6 protein-coding genes are annotated in these 7,286 nt (G+C 67.9%); 1 reads left to right on the top strand and 5 read right to left on the bottom strand.

The window, feature by feature from the left end; all coding sequences use genetic code 11:
* Positions 1–112 precede the first annotated feature (112 nt).
* Positions 113–1,693, bottom strand: coding sequence for an MFS transporter (locus NNX38_RS03445; protein ID WP_255796769.1), 1,581 nt, complete (start codon positions 1,691–1,693; stop codon positions 113–115).
* Positions 1,694–1,906: 213 nt separating this feature from the next.
* The gene (locus NNX38_RS03440; protein ID WP_255796768.1) at positions 1,907–2,683 is read right to left on the bottom strand and encodes an SGNH/GDSL hydrolase family protein; all 777 of its coding nucleotides are present in this window, start codon (positions 2,681–2,683) and stop codon (positions 1,907–1,909) included.
* Between the two features lie 129 nt (positions 2,684–2,812).
* Between NNX38_RS03440 and NNX38_RS03435 the strand changes: the two genes are divergently transcribed.
* On the top strand, positions 2,813–3,775 hold the full coding sequence (locus NNX38_RS03435; protein WP_255796767.1) for a diacylglycerol kinase family protein: 963 nt from the start codon (positions 2,813–2,815) through the stop codon (positions 3,773–3,775).
* Between the two features lie 30 nt (positions 3,776–3,805).
* On the opposite strand, the gene NNX38_RS03430 is transcribed toward NNX38_RS03435, so the two are convergent.
* The 3 genes from NNX38_RS03430 to NNX38_RS03420 all read right to left on the bottom strand — a co-directional run.
* Positions 3,806–4,834 carry a M23 family metallopeptidase gene (locus tag NNX38_RS03430; RefSeq protein WP_255796766.1) on the bottom strand — a complete coding sequence of 343 codons (1,029 nt, stop codon included), beginning with the start codon at positions 4,832–4,834 and terminating at the stop codon, positions 3,806–3,808.
* 310 nt (positions 4,835–5,144) lie between these two features.
* Positions 5,145–6,212: an iron chelate uptake ABC transporter family permease subunit gene (locus NNX38_RS03425; RefSeq protein ID WP_255796765.1), complete on the bottom strand. Its 1,068-nt coding sequence runs from the start codon at positions 6,210–6,212 to the stop codon at positions 5,145–5,147.
* Positions 6,209–7,286, bottom strand: a 1,078-nt coding sequence (locus tag NNX38_RS03420; RefSeq protein ID WP_255796764.1) for an iron ABC transporter permease, incomplete at its 5' end; no start/stop codon positions are given. The genes NNX38_RS03425 and NNX38_RS03420, both read right to left, overlap by 4 nt.

The raw sequence follows: 7,286 nt of genomic DNA, 5'->3' as shown, positions 1-7,286 counted from the left end.
GGGGGGGGGCCCCCCCCCCCCCCCGCGCGTCACCCGCGGGGGCCGCGGCGGGGGGGGGGGCGCCCCCCCCCGGCTCCTGCGGCTGGTGGTAATGCGGTTAGCGGTACTGCGGTTAGCGGCTGACGCCGGGCTCCGCGCGGTTGTCAGCGGGCTGCGCGGGCGCCTGCTGGCTCCCCAGTGTGTCGAACGGCAGCGCGTCGACGTCGAGCAGCGGGTTCTCATCCTGGCCGGCGACCAGTTCGCGTGCCTCGGCGTGGGTGTCCACGCTCGGCATGGAACCCGGCATCGGCCGCTTGGCGGATTCCTTCATGAATACGACGGCGATGCCACCGGCCACGGAGGTGAACATCAGCCAGTACGCCGGCGACATGTCGTTGTCCGTGAGGGTGATCAGGCCCTGCATGATCAGCGGAGCAGTACCGCCGAAGATGGCGGTGGCAAGATTGTAGGAGATGCCCATGGCGCCGTAGCGGCTGGAGGTCTGGAACAGGGAGGGCAGCGTGGCGGCGAGGTTGCCGACATAGAAGGTCACCGGGACGGCGAGCAGCAGCAGGCCGATCAGCGTAGTGGCAACCGGACCCTGGTCAATCAGCACAAAGGCAGGAACCGCCAGCACGATGGTGGATCCCGCACCGATCCACAGCACGGGGCGGCGGCCGATCCGGTCTGACAGCTTGCCCGCGAGCGGAATGCACAGGGCCATCAGCACCAGGACGGGGATGGTCAGCAGGGTGCCGTGGACCGGGTCGTAGCCCTTGGAATCGGTCAGGTAGGACGGCATGTAGGACGTGAGCGCGTAGCCCACCGAGTTGACGGCGGCCACGAGGACCATGGCCAACACGATCGGACGCCAGTAGGCGCGGAAGATTCCGGCGGTGCCGAGGGAATCGGTTTCGTCACCGGCCTTGGCACTGGCCTCCTGGGCGTCCAGCGTGGCCTGGAAGGCCGGGGATTCTTCGATTTTCAGCCGGAAGTAGATGGCGATGAGACCCAGCGGTCCCGCAATGAGGAAGGGAATGCGCCAGCCCCAGGCGACCATGTCGGACTCGGAGAGCAGCAGCTGCATCACCGAAACGACGGCGGCACCCAGGGCGAAGCCCATGTAACTGCCCAGGTCCAGGATGCTGGCCAGGAAACCCCGCCGCTTATCGGAGGCGTATTCCGAGACGAAGGTGGTGGCACCGGCGTACTCGCCGCCGGTCGAGAAGCCCTGCAGGAGCTTCATAAGCACCAGCAGGATCGGAGCCCAGATGCCGATGGTGTTGTAGCTGGGCAGCACGCCGATGGCGAAAGTGGAAGCGGCCATCATGATCAGCGTGATGGCCAGGGTCTTCTGCCGGCCGACGCGGTCGCCGAGGCGCCCGAAGACGATGCCGCCCAACGGGCGGGCGATGAAGGTGGCCGCGAAGACGCCGAGGCTGAAGAGCAGCTGTGCGTCCTTGTCGGCGTCGGACAGGAAGACGGCACCCATGGTGACGGCGAGGTAGCCGTACACGCCGACGTCGAACCATTCCATGGTGTTGCCGACGACGGTGCCGCCGACAGCCTTCTTCATCATGGATTTGTCGACGACATTTACGTCGTCCACCTCAAGGCGGCGGCGCCGCAGGGGGGACCTGCGGGTCTTACGGGCCGCCAGTGTGGACGGTGAATCCGGGGTTCCGGAAGCGTGGGGCGGTGCATCTTTCGACATGTGGGCCTTCCCTCATTAGAAGTCGGCTGCTGGAGACAAAAGCAACCACCCGGCACCACACGGTGTCGGGCAGGCCTACTAGTTTAGGAAAAACGCGGCGCATCCACCGAATCGGGGAACCGTTTTTCCCCGCATTGGCGCGGACGCCCAAGGCGTTCCGGGTATATAAAACAAGGAACCTATCCCCCCATATGTGATTTCCCGCACAAATGGCTATGAAGCGGGCAGCGGAGGGTGCGTCAACTCCGGATAACGGGGGCTGAGGTTGTCCCCGGAAGACACTCCGCGGAGCCGCCTGCTCACCCACGGACCGAGGTATTCGCGCGCCCACTGCGCATCCCGGCGGAGCTGATCCACCCGGTTGCGGGCGGGCAGCTCCTCCAGCTCCGGAGTATCAATGGCGTCCGTTCCACGCAGTACTTCGAGCACCTTTTTTGCGGTCAGCATGTGCCCGGCCGGAGACATGTGCAGCCGGTCGACGGCCCAGTACCGTTCGTCCTGGAGGTTCTTCATGCGCCAGTAGTCCACCAGCACGGCGTCGTTCTTCTCCACCGCCTCGCGGACCAGTTCGTTGTAGATCGCGGTGCGTCCGCGGGTGCGGCCGAAGACCGGGGAGTTGCCGGAATCGAATCCGGTGAAGACCAGCACCGCAGCACCGCTGGAGCACAGCTTGGCGATCCCGGCATCGTAGGCAGCCACGATGGCGTCAATGTCCACCTTGGGACGCAGGATGTCGTTGCCGCCGGCGTAGATGGTCACCAGGGTGGGCGACAGGGCGATGGCGGCGTCCACCTGCTCGTTCAGGACCTGGTGCAGCTTCTTGCCGCGGATGGCGAGGTTCGCATACCCCCAGGAACTGTCGGCCAGCACCAACTGCTCGGCCACGCGGTCCGCCCAGCCGCGCACGCCGTTGGGTCGGGTCTCATCCTCGTCCCCCACGCCTTCCGTAAACGAATCACCCAGGGCCACGTATCGCTGCTTGAAAGTCACCACCACAGATTACAAGCTTCTTGGAAGAGCCAGTGTTCGAACCAGCAGCCGCATCAGCCTCCGCCCGGCCGCGTGCCGGGCTAGACTCAGAGCCGGAACTATAGTTCGCATGCTTACGATAAGGACACCATGACCAGCCCAGACACCCAGTCGCGTCCCCGTGCCGCCGTCATTGTGAACCCCATAAAGAAGACGGACTTTGACGTCCGGGTGCGGGTTGCGGAGATCTGCGCCGATGAAGGCTGGGATGAGCCACTGTTCTTCGACACCGAGGAAGCGGACCCGGGCCACTCCATGGCGCGCAAGGCCATGGAAGCCGGAGTGGACCTGGTGATTGCCGCCGGCGGAGACGGTACCGTGCGCTGCGTCGCCGCAGAGCTGGCCGGCACGTCCTTCCCCATGGGCCTGCTGCCACTGGGCACCGGCAACCTGCTGGCCCGCAACCTGGACATCGGCGTCGACGACCCGGAGCAGGCGGTCCGCGCCGCCCTCAACGGTACGGAGCGGCGCATCGACGTCGTCCACGTCACCGTCGACGAGGCTGTAGACAGCGATACCTTCCTGGTGATGGCAGGGCTGGGCTACGACGCCGGCATGATGGCGGACACCAAGGACACGCTCAAGGACAAGATCGGCTGGTTGGCGTACGTCGACGCCGGCATCCGGAACCTTCCCGGCAAGCCCGTAAAGACCACCATCTCGATTGACGGCGGCAAGCCGATCCACCGCCGTCTCCGCAGCGTCATGGGCGGAAACTGCGGCAAGATCACCGGCGGCCTGGAGATCTTCCCCGGCGCCCGGCTCGACGACGGACTGCTGGACATCCTGACCCTGGCACCCAAGGGCAAGCTGGGCTGGGTAGGCGTGGTAACCGGGCTGCTGCGCCGCGGCAAGGGCAGCAGCACCGCGGTGGAGTACTACCAGTGCAAGCGCGCCGAGGTGTGGACCGAGTCCCCGCTGGACTTCGAAATGGACGGCGACCATCTGGGCAACGCCACCCATATCCTGTTCGAGATGGATGCCAACGCCCTGCGCATCCGGATGCCCCACGGCAAGAAGGACCCGGCGGTCCTCACCAACCCGGTGCCGTAACCCTAACCGGGCCGTTTGAAACGGCCCGGTTTAGAGCCAGCCCATCGGGTCTTCGTAGTTCCCGTGCCGCAGCACTTCGAAGTGCAGATGCGGGCCGGTGGAGTTGCCGGTGCTGCCGATTCCGCCCACTACTGCGCCGGCATCCACCGCCTGTCCCACACTCACGTCAATGCTGTTGAGGTGGTTGTAGGTGGTCTGCAGGCCGTCGCCGTGGTCGACGACCACGCGCAGCCCGCCGCCGCCGGTGGTATGCCACCCGGCTTCGGTGACGGTGCCGCCCAGCATGGACTTCACGGGGGTTCCGGTCACGGCGCCGAAGTCCGTTCCGGTGTGGAATTCCAGGGCGCCCGGGGCCATCGGGTTATCCCGGTAGCCGAACGGAGACGTCACCACCATGTCATCCACGGGCGGGACAGGCCCCGGGTCCGGTTCGGCAACCGGTTCCGGTTCCGGTTCCGGTTCCGGTTCCGGTTCCGGCTCGGGTGCCGGTTCCGCAGCCGGTTCCGCCGCGGGTGCCGCTTCGGCAGCCTCAGTGTCCGGTGCCGGACCGCTGTCCGGGCCGTCCCCGCTCTGGACTGCGGGCTGCACCACAACCTGGCGGTCAATCCGCAGGTCCGGTTCAGCTGATTCAGCCGTACCGGTGACGAGCCCGCCGATAGCGACGGCAGCGGCGATGGACAGCGCGCCGGTCCGCCGGTTGGGGGCATCGTTCTCCTGAATCCATTTCCGAGTCTGTGCGCCCAGCCCCTTGGCGTAGGCCCCCAGTTCCTTTGCCCGGGCGCCCGCCTCCTTGGCCGCACGGCTGCTCAGGTCTTCAGTCCGGGTACGGAGCGTTCCGGCCTGGGTACGCAGGCCGGTACGCAGATGCTTGGCGCGGGCGCGCAGGCTTTCCGCGGAGACCCGGAGGTCCTGGGGAATCCGTTCGGGAGCATGCGCTCCCGTCGGGCGCCTCCCCGCCAGACGCAGGGTCCGGTCCCGGACATCGGCGAGTGCGCGGCGCAGGACATTGGAGGAGCCCGTGTTCTTTGAATTTTCGGAGTCTAAAAAGTGCTCGGTCAACAATCACCTCGGTGTGCGTTGGTCAAGGACTCTTCTGTGATCCGGACTTTTCTGCCGTCCGTGGCGTTCCGGTCCCGGGCAGCCTTCACCGGGTTCCCTGGAGCGCTGAAGCCGGACTGGAACGTATCTGCGGGACCATCCCGGTCCACCGCCTGGCAATCCGACCCGGTTTTAATTCTAGGAACCGGGCCCGCCGCCGGTCCCCCTTTTGTGGCCAATCCCAATGCCGCTGGTGACCTATGTCCGGCACTCCCGTGTCAGAGGTCTCGCTACCGCCGGGCCCACGGCCGAACCGGCCCAGGGCACGTGCTCAGAGCACGCCCTTCCGTGCTTCCCCGAACAGGAGATACCCCAGATAGAGGCTGCCCAGAGCCGCGGTGAAGATGCCTACGGGCAGGGCTGCGCCGACGTCGATCTGCTGGACGGTGAAGTCGGACAGCGTCAGTACCAGCGCCCCCACCAGCGCCGGTGCAACCACACCGGGTGCGGAAACCCCGAGCAGGCGCAGCGCGATCTGCGGGGCAACCAGGGCCACGAACGCTACGGGCCCGCACACGCTGACGGCCGCGGCAGCCAGTACCACCGCCAGGAGGATGGCGACCGTACGGGTACGGACCACCCGGACGCCGAGCGCCTCGGCCATGTCATCGCCGAGGGACACCAGGTTCAGCTGCCGCTGCAGCGCTGCCGCGGCGGGCAGGACGAGGACCAGGGCCGCGGCGATCGTGGCCACGTGGGACCAGGACCGGGACGCGAGGGACCCGTTGAGGTAGAAGGCCAGCGTCTGCGCCTGCTGCTCCCCCACGGTCGTCATGGCCAGCGAGGTCAGGGCGGTTGCCACAGCGGAAATGCCGATGCCGGCCACAATCAGCTTCCCGGGCCGCGCGAACCCGCGGCCGGTGCTGAGCCAGACCAGTCCCACTGCGATGGCACCGCCCAGGACCGCGGCGACGGGCACGGGCAGGTAGCCCGGCCAAAGCGTGGTTGCGGCAGCTCCGGCAGCCGCACCGCTGGTCAGCCCAACCACCTCCGGGCTTCCCAGCGGGTTGCGGGTGACGGTCTGGAACAGGGATCCGGCCACGCCGAACGCTATACCGGCGCCCACGGCGGTCAGGAACCGCGGCCCGCGCAGCCGTTCGAGCACAAAGGAAGCGCTTCCCTGCGGCGGGGAGACGGCCAGTCCGAACAACTCGCGCCAGGTCAGCCCCAGGTCCCCGGCGGTCAGCGTGAATGCTCCCACCAGGATCAGTGCGATGGTCAGGAGCAGACAGATCAGGACACTGCGCCTGCGGTACTGGAAGCTCAGGCGCTTGCCAATGCGGAAGGTGCGCGACCCGGGCACGGTACGGTTCCCGGTCGAGGTACGGACGCCGCTCATGCCACGGCCCGCATCCGGCGGACGGCCAGGATCAGCAGCGGTGCGCCCAGCAGTGCGGTGATCACGCCGGTAAGCATTTCCCCGGGCTGCGCCACAAGGCGGCCGACGACGTCCGCAAACAGGAGCAGCGCGGGCCCGACGACGGCGCTCAGGACCAGCAGCCAGCGGTGGTCCGGGCCGGTAAAGCTACGCACGATATGCGGCACCGCCAGGCCGACAAAGCCGATGGGCCCGACGGCGGCGGTCGCCGAAGCGCACAGGAGCGCGGCGGCCAGTGCGCCGGTGACCTTGGCGGTCTGCGGCCGCAGGCCGAGCGATGCCGCGGCTTCCTCGCCCAGGGCCAGGGCGTTCAGGGTCCGGCCGGTGGCGAGGGCGGCAATCAGTCCGACCAGGAAGAACGGCAGGACGTCATAGGCCTGCTCCATGGTCCGGCCGCTCAGGGACCCCACTGCCCAGAACCGGTACATGGTGAACACATCCGGCCGAGTCAGGGCAATGGCTTGGATGTAGGAGAGCAGCACCGCGGAGATCACGGTGCCGGCCAGAACCAACCGGACCGGCGTCGAACCGCGCCGGCCGGAGGCGAGGCCGTACACCACCAGCACGGTGAGCAGGGCACCGGGCAGGGCCACCCAGACATTCGCGCTCGTGGCGCCGAGGCCGAAGAACGCCATGCCCGTGACCATCGCGGCTGCGGCTCCCGCGTTGACGCCCAGGATGCCCGGATCCGCGAGCGGATTGCGGGTCAGGCCCTGCATGATTACCCCGGCCACGGCCAGGGCGGCGCCGGCCACGATCCCCAGGACGGTCCGCGGCATCCGGCTGGCCACCACGTCATCCGCGTAGGTGCTGCCGGTGCCGGTGATTTCCGTCCACAGCGACGCCGCGACTTCCGCCGGGCTCAGCTGGTGGGCGCCGACGGCGAGGCTGGTGATGACGGCGAGGAGCAGCATGCCCAGCCCTGCGGCCAGCAGTGCCGTCCCGCGCCCGGCGCCCAGCAGCGGACGCCGAAGAGCGGGCGGGGGACCGGCACCCGCCCCGCCCCGGGTTTCGGCCCGGGCCCGCACCCACAAC

The sequence above is a fragment of the Arthrobacter sp. zg-Y238 genome (assembly GCF_024385525.1).
Classification (GTDB): Bacteria; Actinomycetota; Actinomycetes; order Actinomycetales; family Micrococcaceae; genus Arthrobacter_B; species Arthrobacter_B jinronghuae.
Note: the sequence above shows the minus strand (reverse complement) of the source record. Positions and strands in the feature narration are given on the sequence as shown.

What these genes read in the sequence shown, in the direction of transcription:
- NNX38_RS03445 (WP_255796769.1), bottom strand. Translation starts at nt 1,693, where the DNA reads ATGTCGAAAGATGCACCGCCCCACGCTTCCGGAACCCCGGATTCACCG.
- NNX38_RS03425 (WP_255796765.1), bottom strand. Translation starts at nt 6,212, where the DNA reads ATGAGCGGCGTCCGTACCTCGACCGGGAACCGTACCGTGCCCGGGTCG.
- NNX38_RS03435 (WP_255796767.1), top strand. Translation starts at nt 2,813, where the DNA reads ATGACCAGCCCAGACACCCAGTCGCGTCCCCGTGCCGCCGTCATTGTG.